The 21,802-nt window shown below is 73.3% G+C and carries 24 protein-coding genes and 1 pseudogene; 8 read left to right on the top strand and 17 right to left on the bottom strand.

What is annotated here, in order from left to right; all coding sequences use genetic code 11:
* Positions 1-639: 639 nt before the first annotated feature.
* Positions 640-1,650 (bottom strand): non-homologous end joining protein Ku, encoded by a 1,011-nt coding sequence (gene ku, locus QUE40_RS01565; protein ID WP_289232121.1) that lies wholly within the window; start codon positions 1,648-1,650, stop codon positions 640-642.
* An 18-nt stretch (positions 1,651-1,668) separates the two neighbouring features.
* On the opposite strand from ku, the pseudogene QUE40_RS18730 reads away from it, so the two are divergent.
* The 3 genes and pseudogenes from QUE40_RS18730 to ligD form a co-directional block, all read left to right on the top strand.
* Positions 1,669-2,175 (top strand): annotated as a pseudogene (locus QUE40_RS18730) (ATP-dependent DNA ligase); the annotation flags it as partial.
* Positions 2,097-2,633, top strand: a complete 537-nt coding sequence (locus QUE40_RS18725; protein ID WP_350227120.1) for an ATP dependent DNA ligase — start codon at positions 2,097-2,099, stop codon at positions 2,631-2,633. The pseudogene QUE40_RS18730 and the gene QUE40_RS18725, both read left to right, overlap by 79 nt.
* Positions 2,626-3,549, top strand: a complete 924-nt coding sequence (gene ligD, locus QUE40_RS01555) for a non-homologous end-joining DNA ligase (protein WP_289232120.1) — start codon at positions 2,626-2,628, stop codon at positions 3,547-3,549. The genes QUE40_RS18725 and ligD overlap by 8 nt, the downstream gene beginning before the upstream one ends.
* Positions 3,550-3,588: 39 nt before the next feature.
* On the opposite strand, the gene QUE40_RS01550 is transcribed toward ligD, so the two are convergent.
* The 7 genes from QUE40_RS01550 to QUE40_RS01520 form a co-directional block, all read right to left on the bottom strand.
* Positions 3,589-3,921 carry a histone-like nucleoid-structuring protein Lsr2 gene (locus QUE40_RS01550; protein WP_142004118.1) on the bottom strand — a complete coding sequence of 111 codons (333 nt, stop codon included), beginning with the start codon at positions 3,919-3,921 and terminating at the stop codon, positions 3,589-3,591.
* A gap of 122 nt (positions 3,922-4,043) precedes the next feature.
* Positions 4,044-4,244, bottom strand: a complete 201-nt coding sequence (locus QUE40_RS01545) for a hypothetical protein (protein WP_142004117.1) — start codon at positions 4,242-4,244, stop codon at positions 4,044-4,046.
* A gap of 152 nt (positions 4,245-4,396) precedes the next feature.
* A complete protein-coding gene (locus QUE40_RS01540) occupies positions 4,397-4,927 on the bottom strand; it encodes a methylated-DNA--[protein]-cysteine S-methyltransferase (RefSeq protein ID WP_289232119.1) in 531 nt (176 codons plus the stop codon).
* Positions 4,924-6,468 (bottom strand): AlkA N-terminal domain-containing protein, encoded by a 1,545-nt coding sequence (locus QUE40_RS01535; protein ID WP_289232118.1) that lies wholly within the window; start codon positions 6,466-6,468, stop codon positions 4,924-4,926. The genes QUE40_RS01540 and QUE40_RS01535 overlap by 4 nt, the downstream gene beginning before the upstream one ends.
* A gap of 70 nt (positions 6,469-6,538) precedes the next feature.
* On the bottom strand, positions 6,539-7,435 hold the full coding sequence (locus tag QUE40_RS01530) for a Rossmann-like and DUF2520 domain-containing protein (protein WP_289232117.1): 897 nt from the start codon (positions 7,433-7,435) through the stop codon (positions 6,539-6,541).
* 1 nt (position 7,436) lies between these two features.
* Positions 7,437-7,838 (bottom strand): hypothetical protein, encoded by a 402-nt coding sequence (locus QUE40_RS01525; RefSeq protein ID WP_289232116.1) that lies wholly within the window; start codon positions 7,836-7,838, stop codon positions 7,437-7,439.
* Positions 7,832-8,665 (bottom strand): MFS transporter, encoded by an 834-nt coding sequence (locus tag QUE40_RS01520; protein ID WP_289232115.1) that lies wholly within the window; start codon positions 8,663-8,665, stop codon positions 7,832-7,834. The genes QUE40_RS01525 and QUE40_RS01520 overlap by 7 nt, the downstream gene beginning before the upstream one ends.
* A gap of 56 nt (positions 8,666-8,721) precedes the next feature.
* Between QUE40_RS01520 and QUE40_RS01515 the strand changes: the two genes are divergently transcribed.
* Positions 8,722-9,069, top strand: a complete 348-nt coding sequence (locus QUE40_RS01515) for an ArsR/SmtB family transcription factor (protein WP_142004114.1) — start codon at positions 8,722-8,724, stop codon at positions 9,067-9,069.
* Complete coding sequence (locus QUE40_RS01510; RefSeq protein ID WP_289232114.1) at positions 9,066-10,052, top strand: SAM-dependent methyltransferase; 987 nt, start codon at positions 9,066-9,068, stop codon at positions 10,050-10,052. The genes QUE40_RS01515 and QUE40_RS01510 overlap by 4 nt, the downstream gene beginning before the upstream one ends.
* Before the next feature lie 70 nt (positions 10,053-10,122).
* Here the strand turns inward: QUE40_RS01510 and QUE40_RS01505 are convergent, their stop codons facing one another.
* The 6 genes from QUE40_RS01505 to QUE40_RS01480 are packed head-to-tail and all read right to left on the bottom strand — an operon-like array spanning position 10,123 to position 15,846.
* Positions 10,123-11,307 (bottom strand): cytochrome P450, encoded by a 1,185-nt coding sequence (locus tag QUE40_RS01505; protein ID WP_289232113.1) that lies wholly within the window; start codon positions 11,305-11,307, stop codon positions 10,123-10,125.
* Position 11,308: 1 nt separating this feature from the next.
* Entirely contained in the window at positions 11,309-12,286 is a 978-nt protein-coding gene (locus tag QUE40_RS01500; protein WP_289232112.1) for a DUF8017 domain-containing protein, read from the bottom strand.
* Between the two features lie 8 nt (positions 12,287-12,294).
* Positions 12,295-13,281, bottom strand: coding sequence for a DUF8017 domain-containing protein (locus QUE40_RS01495; protein ID WP_289232111.1), 987 nt, complete (start codon positions 13,279-13,281; stop codon positions 12,295-12,297).
* Positions 13,278-14,330, bottom strand: a complete 1,053-nt coding sequence (locus QUE40_RS01490; protein ID WP_289232110.1) for a DUF8017 domain-containing protein — start codon at positions 14,328-14,330, stop codon at positions 13,278-13,280. Before QUE40_RS01490 ends, QUE40_RS01495 begins: the two co-directional genes overlap by 4 nt.
* A 60-nt stretch (positions 14,331-14,390) precedes the next feature.
* On the bottom strand, positions 14,391-15,248 hold the full coding sequence (locus QUE40_RS01485; RefSeq protein WP_289232109.1) for a DUF8017 domain-containing protein: 858 nt from the start codon (positions 15,246-15,248) through the stop codon (positions 14,391-14,393).
* Between the two features lie 46 nt (positions 15,249-15,294).
* On the bottom strand, positions 15,295-15,846 hold the full coding sequence (locus QUE40_RS01480; RefSeq protein WP_142004107.1) for a CGNR zinc finger domain-containing protein: 552 nt from the start codon (positions 15,844-15,846) through the stop codon (positions 15,295-15,297).
* Positions 15,847-15,887: 41 nt separating this feature from the next.
* Here QUE40_RS01480 and QUE40_RS01475 point away from each other — a divergent pair, with 41 nt between their 5' ends.
* The 3 genes from QUE40_RS01475 to QUE40_RS01465 all read left to right on the top strand — a co-directional run bounded on the left by QUE40_RS01475 (position 15,888) and on the right by QUE40_RS01465 (position 19,284).
* Positions 15,888-16,898 carry an EamA family transporter gene (locus tag QUE40_RS01475; protein ID WP_142004106.1) on the top strand — a complete coding sequence of 337 codons (1,011 nt, stop codon included), beginning with the start codon at positions 15,888-15,890 and terminating at the stop codon, positions 16,896-16,898.
* Positions 16,899-16,917: 19 nt separating this feature from the next.
* On the top strand, positions 16,918-18,084 hold the full coding sequence (locus QUE40_RS01470; RefSeq protein WP_142004105.1) for an NADH-quinone oxidoreductase subunit D: 1,167 nt from the start codon (positions 16,918-16,920) through the stop codon (positions 18,082-18,084).
* Between the two features lie 237 nt (positions 18,085-18,321).
* Positions 18,322-19,284: a DUF6801 domain-containing protein gene (locus QUE40_RS01465; protein ID WP_289232108.1), complete on the top strand. Its 963-nt coding sequence runs from the start codon at positions 18,322-18,324 to the stop codon at positions 19,282-19,284.
* 295 nt (positions 19,285-19,579) lie between these two features.
* Here the strand turns inward: QUE40_RS01465 and QUE40_RS01460 are convergent, their stop codons facing one another.
* The 3 genes from QUE40_RS01460 to folP are packed head-to-tail and all read right to left on the bottom strand — an operon-like array spanning position 19,580 to position 21,764.
* Complete coding sequence (locus QUE40_RS01460; RefSeq protein ID WP_289232107.1) at positions 19,580-20,074, bottom strand: DUF3180 domain-containing protein; 495 nt, start codon at positions 20,072-20,074, stop codon at positions 19,580-19,582.
* Positions 20,071-20,958: a 2-amino-4-hydroxy-6-hydroxymethyldihydropteridine diphosphokinase gene (gene folK, locus QUE40_RS01455; RefSeq protein ID WP_289232106.1), complete on the bottom strand. Its 888-nt coding sequence runs from the start codon at positions 20,956-20,958 to the stop codon at positions 20,071-20,073. The genes QUE40_RS01460 and folK overlap by 4 nt, the downstream gene beginning before the upstream one ends.
* A complete protein-coding gene (gene folP, locus QUE40_RS01450; RefSeq protein WP_392426405.1) occupies positions 20,955-21,764 on the bottom strand; it encodes a dihydropteroate synthase in 810 nt (269 codons plus the stop codon). Before folP ends, folK begins: the two co-directional genes overlap by 4 nt.
* Positions 21,765-21,802 lie beyond the last annotated feature (38 nt).

Here is a 21,802-nt window from a genome sequence, read left to right as displayed (position 1 = left end):
CCAAAGCTGGTCGAGCAGCCAAAGCTGGTCGAGTAGGGCGAGCCGCTAGGCGAGTCCGTATCGAGACCAAGGTGGTCGAGTAGGCCGGAGCGCAGCGGAGGCCGTATCGAGACCCGGTCACCGCGCTCGGTGGTGACCGAAAAGCGCCGGGAGGCGTGAGTACGCCTGTGGTGACGTCGGACTCGCGAGTCGCCGATGGCGTACAGCACCAGAGTGGTCACGAACTACCAAAGTGGTCGGTTGCAACTGGCCAGTCTGTTAGTTCGTGACCAGTCTGGGCGGGGTCGGTCCTGACCCGACCCCACGATCTCGACACGACAGGCAGTTGTTGACACAAACGGCTGCTACAGCACGCAGTCCTGTCAACAACGTCAGTCCGTGTCAACAACGTCAGGCTCTGTCAGCAACGTCACCACCGCGAGCCGCCAGACCAGGCCGACCACGCACCCGCTCCCGCTTCCCGGCGCCTTTCGGTGACTCAAGACCAAGCCGACGGGTCTCGATACGGCCTCCGCTAGCGCTCCGGCCTACTCGACCACCGTGGTCAGCCGCCTTGCTCGACCACCGTGGTCGGCCGGCTACTCGACCACCTTGCGACGGAGCTACTCGGCCAGCTTGGGAATGGCCGTACGCCCTCGCTCAGCTGGCCTTCTTGCTCGCCGACTTCTTCGCCGGGCTCTTCTTCGCGGTGGACTTCTTGGCGGTGCTCTTCTTCGCCGCCGTCTTCTTGGCCGGGGCCTTCGAGGTCGCCGTCTTCTTGGCGGGGGACTTCTTCGCCGCAGCCTTCTTCGCCGGCGCCTCCTCGGCGGCCTCCCCGGGCTCGCCCGCATCCCCCACCTCAGCGACCTCGTCGGGCACGTCCTCGCCGCGGCCCTTCTTGGCGCGGGCGACGCTCTGCTGCAGCGCGGCGAGCAGGTCGACCACCTCTGCGCCGGCCTCCTCCGGCTCGGGGGCGGCCTTGACCTCGCCGCCCTCGAGCTTGGTCTGGACCAGCTCCTGGACGGCGGCGGCGTAGTCGTCCTCGTACTCCTCGGGGTCGTAGTCGCCCGCGAGCGACTCGACGAGCATCTGGGCCATCGCCTGCTCGGCCGGCTTGACCTCCTCGTCGGCCGCCTCGGAGAGCACCCCGAAGTCGGCCTGGCGCAGCTCGTCGGGCCACAGCAGCGTCTGCAGCGTGATGACGTCGTCGTGCACGCGCAGCACCGCGACGGTCATCCGGGTGCGCAGCGAAACCGTCACGAGCGCAACGCGATCCGCCTGGCTGAGGGCCTCGCGCAGCAGCACGTAGGGCTTCACCGCGGCCTTGTCGGGCTCGAGGTAGTAGGACTTGTCGAACAGCATCGGGTCGATCTGCTCGGTGGGCACGAACTTGTCGACCGCGATCTCACGGCTGCTGCTCGTGGGGAGCTCGGCGAGGTCGTCGTCGGTGAGCACGACCATCTCGCCGTCCTCGGTCTCATACCCCTTGGCGATGTCGTCGTAGGCGACCTCTTCGCCGTCGATCGAGCAGACCCGGCGATATCTGATCCGGCCGCCGTCCTCCCGGTGCACCTGGCGGAACTGCACGTCGTGGTTCTCGGTGGCGGAGTAGAGCTTCACCGGCACGTTGACCAGGCCGAACGAGACGGCGCCCTTCCAGATGGCTCGCATGCCCCCAAGAATGACCCCATGCGCCCGATGCTCGCCACCCCCGCCGTGGGGGTTCCCGTCGGCGAGCAGTGGTGCCACGAGGTCAAGTGGGACGGCATGCGCGTGCTCGTCGACGTCCGCGGCGGCCGCGTGCGGGTCTGGTCGCGCACCGAGCGCGACGTGACGATCGCCTTCCCCGAGCTCACGACCGACGCGTCGGGGCTGACGGCGTACGACGACCTGCTCCTCGACGGCGAGGTCGTGGTCATGCGCGGTGGCATCCCGTCGTTCGCGGCGCTCGCCGAGCGGTTCAACGTGACCAATGCCCGTGTGGCAGAACGACTCTCGGCCACCGCGCCGATCACCCTGATGGCGTTCGACGTGCTCCGCGCGGCCAGCACCGACGTCACCGGGCTCCCGCTGCGCGATCGGCGTCAGCTGCTCGAGGGCGCCGGGCTGGGCAGCCCGTGGGTGCAGGTGCCACCCGTGTTCGACGACGGCGAGGGCCTCTCCCGCGCGACCGCCGAGCAAGGCATGGAGGGCGTGGTCTCCAAGCGCTGGGCCTCGCCGTACGTCCCCGGCCGGCGCAGCGACGACTGGCGCAAGACCGTGCACCGCACCACCGACTCGTTCGTCGTGGGCGGGTGGAAGTTCGAGACCGACAGCCGAGATCGCTTGGGGGCGTTGCTGATCGGGGCACCGACGACGAGCGGCCTGCAGTATCGGGGCCGCATCGGCAGCGGGCTCGCGGGACGCACCGGTGCCGCGCTGCTCCCCGGCTGCGCGAGCTGCCCGACGAGGGCGACCCGTTCGTCGACGACGTGCCGCGCGCCGAGCGGGCCGGGGCGACGTGGGTGCGTCCGAGCCTGGTGGTCGACCTGGAGTTCCACGGGATCTCCGAGGTCGGCCGGCTTCGGCAGCCGACCTGGAAGGGGCTGCGCCCCGACCTGACCGCAGCCGACCTGACTCCAGCCGACCTGACCCCGAAGGACACCGATGCCTGACCAGGACCAGCTGCTCGTCGAGGTTGACGGCCAGCGGCTCCGGGTGAGCAACCTCGACAAGGTGCTCTACCCCCAGACCGAGACGACCAAGGGCGAGGTGCTCAACTACTACGCGCGGGTGGCCGCCGCGCTGCTGCCGGTGCTGGCCGACCGGCCGGTGACCCGGGTGCGCTGGCCGCACGGCACCGGTGACATGTCGTTCTTCGAGAAGAACATCCCCGGCGGCACGCCTCGCTGGATCGAGCGGGCCACGATCGTCGGCCACGGCTCGCGGGGCGGCGGCGAGAAGGTCACCTACCCGCTGCTGCGCGGGGTCGCCGACCTGACCTACTTCGCCAACCTCGCCTCGCTGGAGCTGCACGTGCCCCAGTGGCGGGTCGGCGAGGAGGAGGACGGCAGGTCCGAGCCGCAGCACCCCGACCGGCTGGTCGTCGACCTCGACCCCGGCGCCCCGGCCGGGCTGCACGAGTGCGCCCGGGTCGCGCTGCTCGTGCGCGAGGAGCTCGCGCGCGAAGGACTCGAGACCGTCGTCCCGGTCACCTCCGGCAGCAAGGGCATGCAGCTGTACGCCCCGCTCGACGGGTCACGCAGCAGCGACGACGCACGGGAGCTGGCCCGCGGCATCGCCGAGCGGCTGCAGAAGGCCGAGCCCAAGCTGGTCGTGTGGCGGATGACCAAGTCGCTGCGCCCGGGGAAGGTGTTCCTCGACTGGTCGCAGAACGTCGCGGCGAAGACGACGATCGCGCCCTACAGCCTGCGGGGGAAGGACCGCCCGACCGCCGCCGCGCCCCGGACGTGGGACGAGGTCGAGACCGGCGCGGACGACCCGGAGTCGTTGCGCCAGCTCGACCTCGACGACGTGCTGGAGCGGCTGGCCCACCAGGGCGACCTGTTCGCCCCGATCAGCGCGGCCTGACCGGCAAGAACCCCGGCCGGGCCGCGGCTGCTGCTCGGCTCAGCCGTTGGCCTTGTCGTAGGCCTCCTGCAGCTCGCGCGAGACGCGGCCGCGGTCGCTGACCTTGAAGCCGTTCTTGCGGCCCCACTCACGCATCTCGTTCAGGTCCTGACGGCCGCTGCCGCCGGAGCTGCCACCACGACCGGTGGACTTGCGACCGCCGGTGCGGCGCGCGTGCCCGGTCCACTGGGCCAGCGAGTCGCGCAGCTTCGCGGCGTTGGCGGTGGTCAGGTCGATCTCGTAGTTCACACCGTCGAGCGCAAAACGCACGGTCTCGTCGGCGGGAGTCTGGTCGATGTCGTCGAGCAGCTGGACGATGACCTTCTGTGCCATGGGAAGAATGCCTTTCGTTCGAGCGGCCGTCCACCCGCAAAGATGAGTGTGGATTCGGCCGAATCGGACCGCACCGAAATACGGTAAACCGAGGTCACCGTAGGGCAGATGGGCAGAAAAGGCTACTCGCCGGGCTTGTCCTGCGAAGAAACAGAAGCGGGCTCGGCATTCGCCGCGGCGTCCTGCTCTGCCTCCCATTGGCGCTGCGCGACGCGTTCGCGTCGGTCGCCCTCGACGATGTGCTTGATCACCATGACGAACAGATAGAGCAGACCCGCGCTCGGCAGCAATGCTGCGATGAACGTCCACAGCTGCGACAGCATCGATCTGGCTCCTGGTCGGTCTCGCGAGGTGGTGCACCGAGCGGCACCGCACGGTGCTGCGCTCCGTGGCCAGGATAACCGGGTTGCCTGAGCGTCGGCTCCGCGCCTCCGGCCACCTCGAACGGTCGTGACCGGGGCTCCTCCGACGATTCTCAGAAGAGCGCCGAATCCATGTGCGACCGCTCCAGATCCAGCAGCGCCCGCTTGTTGTCGAGCCCGCCGCCATAACCGGTCAGACTCCCGTCGGACCCCACCACCCGGTGGCACGGGACGACGATCGACACCGGGTTGCGACCGTTGGCCAGCCCCACCGCGCGACTGGCCGTCGGCTGGCCGATGTGGCGGGCGAGCTGGGCGTACGTCCACGTCTGGCCGTAGGGAATCTCGCGCAAACCGTTCCAGACGAGGCGCTGGAAGTCGGTGCCGCGCGGCGACACCGGCACGTCGAACATTTCCCGCTCACCGGCGAAATACTCGCTCAGCTGCCTCGCGACACCGACCAGGAACGGGTCGTCGGCGATCTCCGGCCCGAATTGCGTCACCTCGGGCGCGTGCCGGTGCTCGTGCATGTAGACGCCGGCCAGAGAATCCCCGTCGGCTACCAGCACGATCGGTCCGACCGGGGTCTGCGGCATGCGCAGATGGCGCACGGTGGCGGTGGTGCTGTCGTTGTTGTCGCTCACGCGGACTCCTTGGTCGTCCCGGGCTCGGGAAGCCGGTTGATCGGATGGTCGGAGGTGGCCCACAGGTGCTGCACCGCATAGGCCCGCCACGGCCGCCAGGCAGCGCTCGCGGCGACCAGGGCGCCCGGCGCGCCGGGCAGCCCCACCGACTCCGCGCCGCGGCGCACCCCGAGGTCGGTGGCCGGGAAGGCGTCGGGGTCGCCCAGGCAGCGCATGGCGATCGACTCCACGGTCCACGGGCCGACGCCGGGCAGGGCCGCGAGGCCCTCCCGCGCGGCCACCGGGTCGGCGGTGGGCTGCACGTCGACGTCGCCGTCGGCGAGCGCCCGGACCAGGCCGGAGAACGTACGCCGTCGCGCGGCGGGCATGGCCAGCGCGGCCGGGTCGAGGTCGGCGAGCTCGGGCGGCGCCGGGAACACGTGCGTCACCCCGCCGACCGGCTCGGGCAGGGCGGTGCCGTGCGAGACGACGAGCCGCGCCGCCAGGGTGCGCGCGGCGGCCGCGGACACCTGCTGGCCGAGCACGATCCGCAGCGCGGCCTCCTCGGCGTCGCCCGAGCGAGGCACCCGGCGGCCGGGGGCACGCCGCACGAGCGGCGCCAGCCGCCGGTCGGCCCCCAGCGCCTCGTCCACGGCCTGCGGGTCGGCGTCGAGGTCGAGCGTCCAGCGGCAGCGGCTGACGGCCACACCGAGGTCGCGCAGGTCGGACAGCCACAGCCGGGCGGCCACGTGGTCGGGCTCGGGCGCGAGCGCCACGACCGCCGGGCCGTGCGGGAGGCGCAGCGAGCGGACGTACGCCCCGTCGCGCCACTCCTCGATGCCCGGCACCGCGGTCGCGGCGAGGTGACCGAAGACGTTGTCGGGCAGGAACGGGCGGCGGACGGCCAGCCGCAGCGGGACCAGCTGCCAGGCCTGAGGGTGAGTGGGCCCGGCCTGCTCGGGCCCGACCTCCCCGGCCCCCGGACCCTGACCGCGGCCGACCGCGCGGGTGCGGCGCAGGTCGCGCGGCGCGACGGCGTAGACCTCCTGCACGGTCTGGTTGAACGCGCGGATGCTGCCGAACCCGGCGGCGAAGGCGACGTCGGCGAGCGGCAGATCGGTGGTCTCGATGAGCAGCCGCGCCGACTGCGCGCGCTGGGCCCGGGCGAGCGCGAGCGGTCCCGCGCCCAGCTCGGCGCGCACCTGCCGCTCGACCTGCCGCACGCTGTAACCCAGGCGCGTCGCGAGCCCCGCCACCCCGTCGCGGTCGACGACGCCGTCGGCGATGAGGCGCATCGCCCGGGCCACGACGTCGGCGCGCACGTTCCACTCCGGCGATCCCGGCGTGGTGTCGGGGCGGCAGCGCTTGCACGCGCGGAAGCCCTCGGCCTGGGCGGCCGCGGCGCTGGGGTAGAAGACCATGTTGCCGGCCTTCGGCGTCATCGCCGGGCAGCTCGGCCGGCAGTAGATCCCGGTCGTGCGCACCCCGGTGAAGAACCAGCCGTCGAACCGCGCGTCGCGGGAGCGGACGGCGGCGGCGCAGGCCTCGCGATCGGAGTGCATGCCGACCAGTCTCACCCGCCCGGCCGCCCCTGACTAGCCGAAATGCGACATGGCGGTCGGCGGTCGCGACTCACTCCGGGCGTACGTCCTCGCCAAGCAGGTCGAGCAGCTCACCGACGAGCTCGGCCGGCACCGTGCGGCGGGCGATCGCGCGCTCGGCGGTCGCCCGGGCCATCGCCCGGTAGGCGGCCGGCACGTCGACGGTCTCGTCGCGCAGCGCCGCGAGATGGGCCGCGACGGTGCCCACGTCACCGCGCGCGACCGGACCGGTCAGCGCCCGGTCGCCCCGCTGCAGCGCGTTGTCGACCGTGGCCTCCATGATCGGCCGCAGCACCCGACCGGGGTCGTCGATGCCGAGCCCGCGCAGCACCTGCTGCGCCTGGGCGACCAGGGTGACCGCGTGGTTCGAGGCGTGCGCGAGGGCCGCGTGATAGGTCACCCGGTCGCCCTCCGGGAGCACGACCGGTTCGCCGCCGAGGTCCATCACGATCGACTGCGCGACCGCCAGCGACTCGTCGGTGGCGGTCACCGCGAAGATGGTTCCGACGAGCCGCTCGACGTCCTTGGGCTCGCCGCTGAACGTCATCGCCGGGTGCAGCGCGAAGCCGAGGCCGCCGCGCTCCAGCACCGGCGCCAGCGGCGCCAGCCCGAGCGAGCCCGCGGCGTGCGCCACCATGCGCGGCTGGTCGAGCAGCCCCATGGCCGCGAATCCCTCGGCGACAGAAGCGATCTGGTCGTCAGGAACCGTGACGAGCACCAGGTCCGACCGGCGTACGACCTCGTCCACCTCGACCACGGGCACGCCGGGCAGCATCTCGGCAGCGCGGTCGAGCGAGGCGTCGCTGACCGCGGAGGTGGCGACCACCGAGTGACCGGCCTCGCGCAGCGCGGCACCCAGCACCGACCCCACGCGGCCCGCTCCGACCACACCGACCCGCAGCGACGGGCGCATCTCCTGATCGGTCACGTCACGCACGGTAGCCGTCGCGGGCGTGCGCCAGGCACAGCCCGGTGAGCACGACCAGGCACAGCGCAGCCACCGACGCGGCGAACCAGCCGACGGCCTCGAGCAGGCCGGTGCGGGTCGCCAGGATCCCGAGACCCAGCACGGGCACGCCGACACCGGCGTACAGCACGACGTAGAAGCTCGAGATCACCTCGGCGTGCTGCGCGGGTGGCGCGAGCGAGTTGACCGCGGTGAGGCTGCCCAGGAACACCAGCCCGTGACCGATCCCGGCCAGCGCGGTCGCCACCAGGAGCACCCCGAGCGAGCCGCGGCTGCCGGCGAGCACGAGCAGCCCCAGGCCCAGGGCGAGGACGGGCAGCCCGCAGATCTGCAGCCGCAGCGGCCGCATGCCGTACGTCAGCACCTGGACCGTGGCCGAGGCCGCGAACAGCAGCGCGGCGGCCGCACCCCGAGCAGCAGGTTGCCGCTGTCGGTCACGCTCGTGACGTAGGCCGGGACCATCGTGAGGAAGAGGCCGACCACGGCGAACGCGGCGAAGCTGGCGCTGCCGCTCGTCAGGAAGACCCCGCGCACCGCGGCGGGGACGCTCGGCCGGCGGGGGCGCCACCTCGACAGCGCGGGCGCCGCGCCGCGCGACGTCTCCGGCATCCGCGCGACGAAGACCGCCGCCGGGACCAGCAGCACGATCTCCAGCAGGAACGGGAGCACACCCGGCGCCGGCGCATACTCGGCGACGGCGGCACCGAGGACCGGGCCAAGCCCCAGGCCCCCGACGGACACCACGGTGGAGACCAGCGCCGCCCTCCGGCGGTTGCCCCCGGGCTCGAGCTCGCTCAGCGCGGCGGTGAGCGCACCGGACGCGGCGCCGACGGCCACGCCCTGCAGCAGGCGACCGGCGAACAGCCACGCGACGTCGCTCGCCAGCGCGAACGCAGCCGATCCCAGCGCGGCGAGCCCGAGGGCGGGGAGCAGGACGCGCCGTCGTCCGACCGCGTCGGACAGCGGCCCGGCGAGCAGCAGGGACGGGATGAGCACGGCGATGTAGGCGGCGAAGATCAGGGTGACCACGAAGGGCGAGAAGCCGAACCGCGTCTCGTAGCCCCGGTACAGCGGGGTGGGCAGGTTGGTCCCGGTCAGCAGGACGAGCAGGGCGTACGCCGTCCCCCAGAACACCCACCGGGTCCCCCGGCTCGTCGGCCGGCTCTGCGCACTGGCAGCATTCATGTTCATGTTTCCCGAACATAACAGATGTTCGGGTACTCGGAACATGACAGTACGATGGCGGGATGGCAAGCAGGACCGCGACCAAGCTGGTGCACCCGCCGCGCGAGGAGCTGGAGTTCACGCGCGTGATGGCGGCGCTCAGCGACCCGGTGCGGCTCGCGATCGTCGCCCGGCTGGCCGACGCCGGGTCCGACGGCGAGCTGGCCTGCAGCACGTTCGCGCTGCCGGTGAGCAAGTCGACGCAGAGCGGCCACTTCAAGGCGCTGCGCGAGGCCGGGGTGATCCAGCAGCGCGACGAGGGGACTCGGCGGCTGAACCGGTTGCGCACGGACGACCTCGACGCCAGGTTCCCCGGTCTGCTGGACCTCGCCGTCCCCCAGGGGCGCGACGTCGTCGCCGGCTGGGCATGACGAGCGGCGGCACGGCACCGGCGCCACCCAGCACGCCCTCGACCTGGCGGCCGTGGGAGATCGCGTGGCAGGAGGCGCTGTACGGCCGCGCCGGCTTCTACCGTCGACCCGAGGGTCCGGCGGGCCACTTCGCGACCTCCGCGCAGGGCATCCCCGGGGTGGGTGAGCTGCTGGCGCGGGCCGTCGCTTCGCTGGCCGCGCGGCACGGGCTGCGGCACGTGGTCGACGTGGGCGCCGGCCGGGGCGAGCTGCTCGGCCGGCTGCACGACCTCGACCCGGGCCTCGCGCTCACCGGGGTCGACGTGGTCGAACGCCCTTGCGCCCTGGGCGAATCCGTCGCCTGGGTCCGCTCCCCCGGCGGGCCGGACCTGCCCGGTCTCCCGCTGCGCGAGCCCGCGCTGGTCGTCGCGCACGAGTGGCTCGACGTGGTGCCCGCGCCCGTGGTCGAGCTCGACGAGCGCGGCTCGTGGCGCCTGGTGGAGGTCGCCGGCGACGGCACCGAACGGCTCGGCGACGCACCCGCAGAGGCCGACCTGGCCTGGCTGACCGCCCACTGGCCCTCACCGGGTGAAGCAGGCGCCCGCGCCGAGGTCGGCCGCGCACGGGACGGTGCGTGGGAGTCGTTGTGCCGCAATGTTTCCCGCGGGCTCGTCGTCGCGGTCGACTACGGCCACGAGCGATCGTCGCGCCCACCGTTCGGGTCGCTCACGGCGTTCCGCGACGGGCACGAGGTCGCGGCCGTCCCCGACGGCAGCTGCGACCTCACCGCGCACGTCGCGGTCGACTCGCTCGCGCACGACCGGCGGTTGCGCCAGGCCGACCTGTTCGGCGAGCTCGGTCTCGGCACGGCGACACCGGCGTACGACCTGGCGCGGAGCGACCCGCAGGCCTATCTGCGAGCCCTCGCCGCGCGCAGCGCCTTCGCCGCCGCCACGGCCCGCCCGGGCCTCGGCGACTTCTGGTGGGTGCTGCGCGAGGTGTGAGTCCCCGCATGAAACCGGGTTACGTGCATATGACCCTGATGCATTGGGGTCATATGCACCTAACCCGGTTTCATGCGGAGGAGTCGGCCACGACGATCCGGGAGCACCCGCGCAGCACGAACGTGGGGCGTCGCTCCACGTCCACGACCGACAGACCCGCCGTATGCCGCAGCAGCTCGCGCAGCGACGTCGCCAGCTCGAGTCTCGCCAACGGTGCACCGAGGCAGAAGTGGATGCCCGCGCCGAAGCCGAGGTGCGCGGGTCCGCTTCTGTCCCAACGGAACTCGTCGGGCGAGTCGAACGCCTCCGGGTCACGGGCGGCGGCGCCGAGCAGGGCCGCGACCTTCTCGCCCTCTGCCACGGGTCGGCCGGCCACGGTGGTGTCGCGGGTCGCGGTGCGCTCGAAGTACTGCAGCGGCGGGTCGTGCCGCAGCATCTCCTCGACGACCGTGTCGAGCGAGCCGCCGTCGGCGAGGTGCTGGCGCACCGCGCGTTGCGCGCCCGGCGCCGCGAGCAGGGAGAGCAGCCCGTTGCCGAAGCCGTTGACCGAGGCCTCGTGGCCGGCGTTGAGCAGCAGCACGACGGTGGCGATCAGCTCGGTGCGGCTGAGCCGGTCGCTGCCGTCGCGCACCCGCACGAGGTCGCTGAGCAGGTCGTCGCCCGGCTGCTTCGCGCGGGCATCGGCGAGATCGTCGACGTACGAAGCGAATTCGCCTGCCGCTCGCACGGCCGCTGCGCACTGCTCGTCGGACGGCGCGAGCTCGTACATCTGGACGATGGCCTGTGACCACGGGCGCAGCAGGTGCTGGTCCGGCTCCGGCCAGTCGAGCAGCGCGGCGATGACGCGCACGGGGATCGGCTCGGCGTAGTGCTCGACCACGTCCCAGCCGCCGTCGCGCAGAGCCGGCCGCGCATCGGCGAGCTGTTCGCGGCAGATCCGCTCGATCGTCGGGGCCAGCCGTGCGACGTGGCCGCGACCGAACGCCCCGGCGACCAGCCGGCGCAGCCGCGTGTGCTTCGGCGGCTCGCTGTCCAGCACCGAGTCGGCGTGCAGCCAGTTGAACGTCTCCCACGTCTGCTGCGGCTCGCGCGGGGTGAAGATCCGGCCGAGAGCCCGGTTGCGCAGCAGCTCGTCGCAGGCCGCGCGCGTGGTCGCGACCCGCACCCCGCCACCGGTGTCGACGAGCGCGCCGCGCTCGCGCAGCCCGGCCAGCACCGGATAGGGGTCGACGCGCAGCGCCGGGTCGTCCAGCACCTCAGGCCGGCCGGATCGAGTCGAGGATCTTGGTGAAGTCGGCGTCCGACGCCGTCCGTGGCGTGCCCAGCAGGCGGCTCGCGACGAGGGTCACCGACGCACCGGTGGACGGGTGGGTGAACGAGGTGACCACGAGCTCGGTGTCGAACTTGCGGCAGGGGTCGTCCTTCAGCTGAGAGGGGACCGTGCCCCGTGTGCGAACCGCCTTGGAGCCGTCGGCGAGCGTCACGGTGGTCGAGGTCGGCGACGCGTAGTCACCAGACGACTTGCCGTCGGGCCTGACCGCGGCGGCCTTGGCGAACCGGTCGAAGGCAGACGGCGCCGCCATGCCCGGGTCGGTGGTCGTGCCGTAGAACCCGATGTTCGTGGTCACCGTCGTCGGCTTGCTGCAGAAGCCAGCGCCGCCCCAGGAGGCATTGCTGATCTGGGCCATCGTGTCCTCCGTCGCCGGGTTCGTCCATCCGACGGCGCCGCTCGTGCCGAGACGCATGTACCCGTTCGGCACCTCGTACGCCCCGCCCCGCTCGGTGTCGGAGACGAGCTTGAACCCGGCTGTGGTGGCGGTCGGGGTGGGCGTCCCGCTGGACGCGGCGGCGGTGGGCGCCGTCGCCGACGACGGCGCGGACGACGGACCGGCCGCCGGGCTCGACGACCCGGCCACCGCGGGCGAGCCGTCACCTCGACCCAGGAGCAGATAGCCCCCGACCCCGGCACCGACCAGCGCGACCACCCCAGCCGTCAGCAGCGCGACGGTCTTGGCGCTGAGTCCGCCCGAGCCCGACGGCGGCCTCGGCTCGGTCGGCGAGGGCGTACGTCCGTCGCCGGGCCCGCCGGGCGACGCCGGCTGCTGCTCGGCGCGCCCGGGGCCCTCCCCCGGCACCTGCAGACCGCGGTAGTACTGCTCCTGCCCGTGCCCGAACTCCTGGTCGCGCCAAGCACTTTCGTCGTATCCGCGCCACTGCCCGTCGTTGTTGCTCATGTCCCCGCCTACACCGGTCTGATCGAGTCGATCATCGTCGTGAAGACAGTGTCCGACACGGCGCGCGGCGAACCGATCAGCCGGGTGGTGACCAGGGTGACGGTCCGTGAGCTATTCGGGTTGGTGAACGAGGTGACGGCCACCTCGGTGGGGTACTTGCGGCACGGATCCTCCGGCTTGGACGAGGGCACCGTCCCCCTCGACCGCACCGCCTTGGTGCCGTCGGACAGGGTGATCGTGGTCGACGTCGCCGCGGGGTAGGAGCCGTAGGACTTGCCGTCGGGGCGGATCGCGATGGCCCTGGCCATCTCGTCGTACGTCGCCGGCCCGGCCGATCCCGGGTCCGCGGAGGTGTCGTAGAAGCCGGTGCTGCTGGTGATGGCGTTCTGCTCCGGGCAGAACCCGTTGCCGCCGGACGCCGGGTTGCGCAGCGTGACCGAGGAGTCACCGGTGACCGGGTGCGTCCACCGGACGACCATGCCGCTCCCGCCGACCTTGTGCGTCTGCGGCACCTCGTAGGACGCGCCCCGCTGCGGGTCGACGACGAGCCGGAACCCGGCGTTGCGCGCGGTCGGGGTGGGCGTCCCTGTGGACGCGGCGGCAGTGGGCGCCGTCGCCGCCGACGGCGCGGACGACGGACCGGCCGCCGGGCTCGACGACCCGGCCACCGCCGGCGATCCGTCACCAGAGCGGTTCAGCAGCACGAACCCGCCGACGCCCGCACCGGCGAGCGCCACGGCCCCCGCGGCCAGCAGCGCCACGGTCTTCCCGCGCTTCCCGCCCGACCCCGAGCCCGACGGCGGCCTCGGCTCCGTCGGCGAGGGCGTACGTCCGTCGCCGGGCCCGCCGGGCGACGCCGGCTGCTGCTCGGGGCGCCCGGGCCCCTCCCCCGGCACCTGCAGACCGCGGTAGTACTGCTCCTGCCCGTGCCCGAACTCCTGGTCGCGCCAAGCACTTTCGTCATATCCGCGCCACTGTCCGTCGTTGTTGCTCACCCTGTCGCTCCCGGACTCGGGCGCAGCGTGGCGATGATCGCGTCACCCTGCTGAGCGGTCATGGCGTTGGCCGGACCCTCGTCACGGACGAGCACCAGGGTCGCGGTGCCCTTCCCGGTGTCGAAGGCCGTGACCACCACCTCGGTCTTCTTGACCCCGCACTTGTCCACCGTGTCGGTGTTGGTGACGGTCTGGCGAGACTGTGCCGCCTTCGTCCTGCCGCCGTTCACCATCACCTGCCGGGTCGTCTGCGCCGACACCTGCTCGGTCCCGCCGTCCTTCTTCTCGGCGATCGCCTCGACCCACTTCTCGAGCACGAGCGGCGCCGCCTCAGCCGGGTCGCTCGACCTGGCGTTGTGCCACACGAACATGGCCTGCGAGTCGGTCTTGTCCTTGGCGCAGTAGCCGTCTCGGTAGTAGGTCGGCCCCCGGCCGATGACCGTCGGCTTGCCGGTCTCGTCGTCGGCGAACCCCGCATAGGTCCCGACCGTGCGCACGTCGAAGGTCGGCACCGTCTTGCCCTCGGTGTCGGTGAAGGTCTGACTCTTCCCGGGCACGTCGTACGCGGCGAAGTACTGCGCCTCGGAGCCGTCGTTGACCTGCGACCCGGCCGTGAGCGCCGTCGCCCTGCCCGGGGGCGGCGGGGGCGACGCCTCGGCCGACGGCGTGGCGGCTGCGCTCGCTGGCGACGTGGTCGGCGCGGCTTGCTGGCTGGCGCTGCCAGCCGGCCCGGCCGTCACGTCGGGATCACCGCCCCGCAACGCCAGCACCGTGCCGATGCCGCCGCCCACGAGCAGCAGCGCGGCGGCGATGCCTCCCACCACCAGCCCTCGGCCGGGACCGGAACGCCGTGGCGGCGGCTGCGGGAAGATCGGCGAGGGCGTACGTCCGTCGCCGGGCCCACCGGGCGACGCCGGCTGCTGCTCGGGGCGCCCGGGCCCCTCCCCCGGCACCTGCAGACCGCGGTAGTACTGCTCCTGCCCGTGCCCGAACTCCTGGTCGCGCCAGTCGTTGCCGTAGCCGTCCCAGCCACTGCCTGAGTTGCTCACTGAGCGCCCTTCCCGTCGCTTCCCTGCGGCGCCGCCCCCGACCCCGGCACCGGCCGGTCGTCAGCGAGTCTGACGGACCGACGCGAAGATCTGTTCCTTCACCTGCGCCGGGAGCATGTCGCGCACGGCGACGTCGCGCACCATCACCAGTGTGCGTGATCCGAGGGCTCCGGAGTACTGCGTCGCGGTGACCTCGACCTGCGGCGGCAGGCACCCCTGCGGATCGGGGGTGCGCAGCGTGACCACGCTGCTCGACTGCCGCACCGTCATGCCGTCGACACGCGGCAGCTCCTGGGTGCGCACCGGCGTGTGCGGGTCGTCGCCGCGCCCCTGCGACCCCTGCGCCACGGCGGCCACCCACCGGTTCGTCACCGTCGCCGAGGTGTCGTCGCGGCGCTCGCTCGACCAGCCGACCCAGCTGCGCGCCACACCGGCTCCCCCGCGGCAGTAGCCGCTGCGGAAGTAGCTCGGGCTCGACGCGCGCACCAGCACCCGCCCGGCCTCGTCGACGTACGACATCAGGTCGTTCCCGACGACCCACTCAGCCGAGCCCGGCACGGCGTAGGACCAACGGGTCAGCCGGTCTTCGGCCGTCACCGTGCGCCGGCCGTCGGCACCGACCGGCGGCTGCGACGCGCTCGAGCTGCTCGACCCCGGCGGCGCGACCGCCCCGCCCGTCGGCTGACCGGTCCCCCCAGTGGGGCTCGCCGCGTCGGGGGCACCGGGCGTGGCCGTGGCGCCCGGCGTCGCCGGGGCGCTCGCCTCGGGCGCCCGGGCGCTCCCTGCCACGGACGGGACGTCGTCACCCCGGGTCAGGCCGTACGCCAGCGCGGCCACGAGCAGCACCCCACCTGCCGCCCCGCCCGCGATCAGCGCGGTGCGCCGCCGCCGCCGCGCCGGGGGTGGGGGTGGGTTCACGGACGACACCGTACTTCGTGGCGCCGCCCCGGCCCGCGCTCACGGCTCAGTCGTGGCGGGCCTGCCTGGCGCGGTAGGCCTGCACGTTGACGCGGTTGCCGCAGCCGCCGTCGCAGTACCGACGGGAGCGGTTCTTGGACAGGTCGACCAGCACGGCGCTGCAGTCGTCGGCCGCGCAGACCTGCAGCCGCGACAGCTCGCCGGCCCGGACCACGTCGACCAGGGCCATGCCGAGCTCGACGGCCATCCGGGTGGCGAGCGGCGCGGCCGGCGTGGTCGCGTGCAGGTGCCAGTCCCACCCGTCGTGGCGCACCAGCTGCGGCAGCGCCTGCGCCTCGGCGAGCAGGGCGTTGACCCGCTCGGCGACGTCGTCCTCCGCTAGCTCCCACAGCTCGGCGAACCGGGGACGCATCGCCCGCACCTCGGCCAGCTCGGCCTCGGTGCCGTCGTGCCGGCCCGTCCAGCCCCACTCGGTGAAGTGGGCGTCGAGCGCCGCCACGTCGGGCAGGTGCTCGACCCCGCCGGAGCGCGCCGGGTCGCTGTTGACGAGCGCCACGGCGTTGGCGAGCGCCACCTCGGTGTCATGGGTGAAGATCAACTTGACTCCTTGCACACGGCGCCCCTAGCGTCAGGGGCATCATGCAGGATAACTCCTTACGCCGACCGCGCCGCATCGCGCCGCTCGGCCTGCCCCTCGCGCTGGTCTCGGCCGCAGCCTTCGCGACGTCCGGGGTCTTCGGCAAGGCGCTGTTCCAGGCCGGCTGGACGCCCGCGGCCGCCATCACCGCCCGCATCGGGGTCGCAGCCCTGGTGCTCGGCGTCCCCGCCGCCCTCGCGATGCGCGGCCGGTGGCACCTGCTGCGCCGCAACCTGCGCACCGTCGTGCTCTACGGCATGACCGGGGTGACCGGCTGCCAGCTGTTCTACTTCCTCGCGGTCGAGCGGCTCTCCGTCGGCGTCGCGCTGCTGCTCGAATACCTCTCCCCCGTGCTGCTGGTGCTGCTGTCGTGGATCACCACCCGGCGCGCGCCGCACCCGCTCACCGTGGGCGGCACCGTCGCGGCCATGGGCGGGCTGGCGCTCGTGCTCGACGTCTTCGGCGGCGTGCGGCTCGACCCGGTCGGCGTCGCGTTCGGCCTCGCGGCCGCGGTGTGCTCGGCGGCCTACTTCCTGCTCGCCGCGCGCGACCACGACGACGCGCTGCCGCCCCTGGCGCTCACCGGGTTCGGGATGATCGCCGGCCTGGTGCCGGTGGTGCTCGTGTCGGCGCTGCAGGTGCTGCCGTTCCGCTGGTCGGCCACGCAGGTCCCGCTCGCCGGGAGCGAGGTCAGCGTGCTCGTCCCGATCCTCGGCATGGGCGTGCTGGCCGCGGCCTTCGCCTACGCCACCGGCGTCGTGTCCGCGCGATACCTCGGCTCGCGCATCGCCTCCTTCGTCGCCCTGTCCGAGGTGCTCTTCGCGGTGCTGTTCGCCTGGCTCTTCCTCGGCGAGCTGCCCGGGCCGATGCAGCTGGCCGGCGGGGTGCTCATCCTGCTCGGGGTGATCCTGGTCCGACTCGGCGCGACCGAGCCGGCCGCCGCCGACGTACCACCCGGGCCGGAGGCCCAATCTGCGATCGACGCCGTGCGGCCTACGAGCCCCGCGACCTGAGGTCGGCATACTGGCCGGCATGGCCCCCAACCCGCAGGAGCTCACCGTCGGCGTGGGCGCGGGCGGTCTCGCGACCGCCGACATGGTGCTCAACATCGGGCCGCAGCACCCCGCGACGCACGGCGTGCTGCGGCTGCGCATCGTGCTCGACGGGGAGCGCATCGTCGAGGCCGAGCCGATCGTGGGCTACATGCACCGCGGCGCCGAGAAGCTGTTCGAGGTGCGCGACTACCGACAGATCCTGGTGCTCGCCAACCGGCACGACTGGCTGTCGGCGTTCAGCAGCGAGATCGGGGTCGCGCTGACCGTCGAGCGGATGCTCGGCATGGACGTGCCCGAGCGGGCCACCTGGACGCGCACCCTGCTGGCCGAGCTCAACCGGGTGCTCAACCACCTGATGTTCCTCGGGTCCTACCCGCTCGAGCTCGGCGCGATCACGCCGATCTTCTACGCCTTCCGCGAGCGCGAGGACCTGCAGGCCGTGATGGAGGAGATCTCCGGCGGCCGCATGCACTACATGTTCAACCGCGTCGGCGGGCTGCGCGAAGACCTCCCCGCCGGCTGGCTCGACCGCGTCGCCGAGACCGTCGCGCTCGTGCGGCGGCGCCTGCCCGACCTGGAGAGCATGCTGGTCGGCAACGAGATCCTGCGCGCCCGCACGCGCGGGGTCGGCGTGCTCCCGCGAGACCTGGCGAGCGCGTACGGCGTGTCCGGGCCGATCGCCCGTGCGTCCGGTCTCGACATCGACCTGCGGCGCGACGCGCCCTACCTGGCCTACGGCGAGCTGTTCGGCCCCGGCGGTCCGGGGCGCGTGGTCACCCGGGAGGCCGGCGACTGCCTGGCCCGGCTCGAGGTGCTGCTGGAGCAGACCCAGGTCAGTCTCGACCTCGCCGACCGGTGCGTCGAGGTGCTGCGCGACCTGCCGCGCGGGCCGGTCAACGTCAAGCTGCCCAAGGTGCTCAAGGTGCCCGAGGGCGATGACTACACCGCCACCGAGAACCCCCTCGGGCTGAACGGCTACTACCTCGTCTCACGCGGTGAGAAGACCCCGTGGCGGCTGAAGCTGCGCTCGGCGTCGTTCAACAACGTGGCGGTGCTGCGCGAGCTGCTGCCCGGAGCGCTCCTCGCCGACATGGTGGCGATCCTGGGCTCGACCTTCTTCGTCGTCGGCGACATCGACAAGTAGGACTTCGACAAGGAGTCCGCGCGGCCGCGTCGGCGGGCGGTCGGACCGCCCCGTCGAGAGGCGTCCGGGACTGCCCTCAGCCGCCCCGGACGAGCCCCCGTTCGCCTGCCCGCTAACAGGTGATCCTGAAAAATTTGTGATCAACCTCTCCCACGAGGCTGATCGGCCTGGCATGGTGGGACTTACTTACTGTTCGGTAGGTAGCGGGAGGCTCCTACCGCCATCCAGAGGAGAAGCATGTCGCACCGCACGACTACGGGCCGCCGGGTCGGGGCCCTCTCCGGCATCACCGCACTCGCCTTCGCCGGTTTCGCCCTGGCCACCGCGCCGTCGGCCGACGCCGCCGAGGTCACCCTGGACTACAACTGCACCGCCAACGTGTTCGGCACCCAGGTCGACCAGGGCGTCTGGAACGTCACGATCGAGGCCGACATCCCTGAGTCGGTCGAGCCGGGCGCCGAGATCCCCGCGCCGAACATCACCGCCACCGTCGTCACCTCGCCCGAGGCTGCCGACACGCTGCGCGGTCTCAACCAGGAGACGGTCGAGGGCACCAGCGCCGCGACCTACTCGGTGGACGACACCGAGCGCACCGCGAACCTCACCATCCCGGTGACCCAGGTGCCCGACTCCGGCCCGATCACCACGGTGGCCTCTGGCACCGGTCAGGCCGAGACGGCGCCGGAGACCCCCGGCACGGTCACGGTCACGGTGGGTGACTTCACCGCCGACCTCACCGCGAAGAACGCCAACGGTGACCCGTTCGAGATCCCGCTGACCTGCACCGTCGCCGAGGGCCAGGACACCACCCTGGCGACGATCACCGTGGGTGACACCGGCCCCGAGCCGTCGCCGAGCCCCACCGACTCGCCGACCGCGTCGCCGACCGACCCGTCGCCGACCCCGACGGACCCGGAGCCGACGGACTCCCCGACCGCGTCGCCGACCGACCCGGAGCCGACCGACTCGCCCACCGCGACCCCGACCGAGCCGGAGCCCACCGACTCGCCGGAGCCGACCGACACCGCGACCCCGACCGGCACCCAGGAGCCGAGCGACCCGGGTCAGCCGACGGGCCCGCCCGTCGAGACCGGTGTCGTGGGTGAGGGCGACAACGCCACCGCCGCCGGTGTCGCGCTGCTGACCATCAGCGGTGCCGCCCTCGCGGTCGCCACGGGTCGTCGTCGCCTGCGCGACTGATCCAGCACCACCCGCAAGCTTCGGCGGGGTCGCCCTCAGGGGGCGGCCCCGCCGTCGTACGTCCGCCTGGCCGGTCGACGAGAGGTGACGGCTCGGCGCCGGGAGGCCGCGACCCCGTCACGAACCGCCCCGGCCGGCCCGGCACCCGGGCGGCGCTCGCCGCAGATCGTGCGTTGACGTACGAAATGCAGAGCCCACCCGCGCCGTTCCGGGCCTGCCCGCCCCAGATCGTGCGTTCACGTACGAAATGCAGAGCCCACCCGCGCCGAGCCGCGTGCCGGACGGATCGCCCGGGTCAGGCCGTGGCCGCGCCGCCGCGGGAGCGGCGGTCCTCGTCGTCGTCCTCGGGCGGGATCCGGCACCACGCCTGCGCGACGAACCCGGCGACCGACAGCAGCACGCTGACCACCGCCAGCACGAGCGCGAGCCACATCTCCTCGCGCTGCGAGGCGACGTCGGCGTTGGGCAGGCGCACCAGCACCTGCGCGGCGTACCACCCGAACGCCACGCCACCGGCGACCGCGCTGGCCCGGGCGGCGACGAGCACCCCGCGCGCCACCTGCGGGCTCGGCGGCTCGGGCGTGCGGCCGGCGACGTAGCTCTTGATCTGCCAGGCCAGCACCAGGATCGGCATCGCGACGAGCGCGATCACCGCGATGGTCAGCCAGCTGTTCTGCGGCAGGTTGCCGCCCCGGCTGCTGACGAACCGCAGGAGCGCGTAGCACACGACCAGCATCCCGGCGCCGCTCCACAGCACGACCCGGGGCCGCAGCCCCTCGTCCGGCGTCATCGCGGCCACCCCGGCCCCGGACGTACGTCCTGCTCGCCCAGTCCGTCGAGCACCTGGGCGACGGGCAGCACCTGGCCGTCGACGCGCAGGAGGGCGTCGGGGTCGGCCTGGGCCCACGGCGCCAGCACGAACGCGCGCTCGTGCGCGCGCGGGTGGGGCAGGGTCAGGTCGGCGCGGTCGGAGCGCACCTCCGAGGCCTGCCCCGGCACCCCCACCTGGATCAGGTCGAGGTCGAGCGTGCGGGCGCCCCACCGGGTCTCGCGCACCCGGCCGTGCCGCGCCTCGATGCGGTGCAGCTCGCGCAGCAGCGTCCACGGGGCCAGGCGGGTGCGACCGACGGCGACGGCGTTGAGGAAGTCGGGCTGCTCGGGGCCGCCCACCGGCGCGGTGCTGAACGGCTCGGACACCGCGACCACGTCGAGCCCGGGCAGCGCCTGCAGCGCCCCGAGGGCCGCGAGCAGGGTGTGCTCGCGGCGGCCGAGGTTGGCGCCGAGGGCGATGACGACCTCGCGGTCCTGCTCGCGGCGCACGGTGACCGCGGGGCCGCCGCCGGGCTCGAAGGTCACGCCGGCGGGCGCCTCGGGCTTGTGGATCGTGACCTCGACGGCCTCGACCGGGTCGTGCCGCAGCGCCGCGGCGGCGACCCGCTCGGCGAGGGTCTCGACCAGGTCGACCGGCGGCCCGGCGAGGATCGCCTCGGTCTCCTGCGCGACGTCGGCATAGCTGACCGTGCGGGCGAGGTCGTCGCTGTCGCCCGCGGCGCGCAGGTCGATCTCGAGCAGCACGTCGGCGACGAACGGCTGCGGCTCGGTCTTCTCGTGCTCGAGCACGCCGTGGCAGGCCACGACCCGCAGGCCGGTCAGGCTGATCCGGTCGGCACTCACGACGTGGCTCCTGCCCGGGCGGCCCGCACCGCGGCGACCACCTCGACCGCGGCCCGGGTCGAGGGGATGTCGTGCACGCGCACCGCCCAGACGTCGTCCTGGGCGAGCAGCACGCTGGTGGCGGCGGTGGCGGCGTCGCGCTGCTCGGGCGGCAACGGTGCCCCGGGCGCGGCGCCGATGTCGCCGAGGAAGCGCTTACGCGAGGTGCCGACGAGGACCGGGTGCCCTAGACGTACGAGATCCCGCAGCGAGGCGAGCAGCTGCCAGTTGTGCTCGGGGGTCTTGGCGAACCCCAGACCCGGGTCGAGGACGACGTGCTCGGGGGCGACGCCCGCGGCGACCAGCGCCTCGACCCGCGCGAGCAGCTCGTCGCGCACCTCGGCGACGACGTCGGCGTAGACCGCACGGGTCTGCATGTCGTGGCTGTGGCCGCGCCAGTGCATCGCGACGAACGGCACCGACAGCCCGGCCACGACCCGTGCCATCGCGGGGTCGGCGAGCCCGCCGCTGACGTCGTTCACGATCCGGGCGCCGTGGTCGACCGCGCGGGCGGCGACCGCGGAGCGCATGGTGTCGACGCTCACCCAGGCGCCCTCGGCGGCCAGCTCGGTGACGACCGGGAGGACGCGGCGCAGCTCCTCCTGCTCGTCGGGGCGCTGGGCGCCCGGGCGGGTCGACTCACCGCCCACGTCGAGCAGGTCGGCGCCCTGCGCCAGCAGCTCGCGGCCGTGGGCGATCGCCGCGTCGGCGTCGAACCAGCGGCCGCCGTCGGAGAAGGAGTCGGGCGTGACGTTGACGACGCCCATCAGGAGCGGTCGGCCGGTCGGTCGGGTCGGCAGGCCGA

The sequence above is a fragment of the Barrientosiimonas endolithica genome (assembly GCF_030296655.1).
GTDB lineage: Bacteria > Actinomycetota > Actinomycetes > Actinomycetales > Dermatophilaceae > Barrientosiimonas > Barrientosiimonas humi.
The sequence above is the reverse complement of the archived record's forward strand: the minus strand, read 5'-3'. Positions and strand labels throughout refer to the sequence as shown.